Raw genomic sequence first — 1,427 nt, forward strand, 5'->3', positions numbered from 1 at the left:
ATGAGACCGAGTTCGCCGAGGCCGACGAGCAGCAGCGCCTGATTACCCAGCTTCGCCTGCGCAAATGGCTTGCAGGCAATTGAGGAGCGCAAACACCATGTCTATCTCTACTCATATCCTCGATACTTCGGCAGGCCACCCGGCCATCCATGTTGCTGTCAGCCTGCTTCGTTTTGACGGCAACACATGGAAAGCCGTCTCCGATGCATGTACAGACAACGATGGCCGTGTCCGCACCCTGCTTCCGCCCGAGACGCAGCTTACTGCAGGTCTCTACCGCGTCACCTTTGCCACGGGAGAGTACTTCGCAGCACGCGGACAGCAGACCCTTTATCCGGTGATCGAGATCACCTTTGAAGTTCGTCCCGGCGAGCAGCACTATCACATCCCTCTGCTGCTGGCCGCGAACGGCTTCACCACCTATCGCGGGACGTAGCGATGATGGTAGAGAAGCGGATTTCTCCGCTCCCACGATCGCTACGAAATGACAAACAAAAAGCTGACCGGAGTGTGATTGACCACCTGGAAAACGCTCTATCGCAGTCGATAGGGAGGCTGTACCTTATAGGCCTATGGTTAAGCTCGCTCAAAACCGTTACGGCAAATCCCGCGTCCGCCTTCTGAAGGTTACCCGGCATGAAGAGCATCACCACGTTGACGAGTGGACGGTAGAGGTACTGCTGCAGGGCGACTTCGTCAGCGCGCACGTTGAAGGCGATAACTCGAAGATTCTGCCGACGGACACGATGAAGAACACCGTGTACTACGTGGCACATCGGTCCAACGCCACCTCCATGGAACACTTCGCCGAGGAGCTGATCGACTTCCTGCTCTCTCGCAATCCGCAGGTTCTTGCCGCTGAAGTCACCGTCCACTCGGCGCTGTGGAAGCACATGAAGGTTGATGGCAGCCTGCATCCTACAGCCTTCATCCGCGGCAGCGACGAACAACAGACTACACACGTCGTCCGCCATCARCCCGGCGGATTCCATGTCACCTCCGGCCTCAGCAACCTGGTCATCATGAAGACAGCAAACTCCGGCTTTGAAGATTACATCGTCGATGAGCTCACCACGCTGAAGCCGACCAGTGACCGCATCTTCGCCACGGCCTGCACGGCGACCTGGAAGTACATCCACGCCACTCCACTGCACTACAACCAGCTACGCGAACGTGCCCGCGAGACCATGCTGCACACCTTCGCCGCCCACGAATCGAAGTCGGTACAGCAAACCCTGTACGCGATGGGAGAGGCGGTGCTGGAAGCGGTTCCGGAGATCAGTGAGATTACGCTGACCATGCCCAACAAGCACGCTCTGCTCGTTGACCTCGACCGCTTCGGCGTGAAGAACAATAACGAGATCTTCGTCCCGACGGACGAACCCCATGGGACGATACAGGCGACGCTTGTTCGCATGTAGTGCGAA

General features: G+C 57.6%; 2 protein-coding genes. Both read left to right on the forward strand.

Features of this window, described 5'->3' with window-relative positions; genetic code table 11:
* Positions 1 to 97 precede the first annotated feature (97 nt).
* Positions 98 to 436 (forward strand): hydroxyisourate hydrolase, encoded by a 339-nt coding sequence (gene uraH, locus AB4043_RS25435; RefSeq protein WP_442300572.1) that lies wholly within the window; start codon positions 98 to 100, stop codon positions 434 to 436.
* Between the two features lie 136 nt (positions 437 to 572).
* Positions 573 to 1,421 (forward strand): factor-independent urate hydroxylase, encoded by an 849-nt coding sequence (pucL, locus tag AB4043_RS25440; protein WP_442300571.1) that lies wholly within the window; start codon positions 573 to 575, stop codon positions 1,419 to 1,421.
* The last annotated feature ends 6 nt before the right edge of the window (positions 1,422 to 1,427 follow it).

This window comes from Terriglobus sp. YAF25, assembly GCF_052113305.1.
GTDB lineage: Bacteria > Acidobacteriota > Terriglobia > Terriglobales > Acidobacteriaceae > Terriglobus.

What these genes read in the sequence shown, in the direction of transcription:
- uraH (WP_442300572.1), top strand. Translation starts at nt 98, where the DNA reads ATGTCTATCTCTACTCATATCCTCGATACTTCGGCAGGCCACCCGGCC.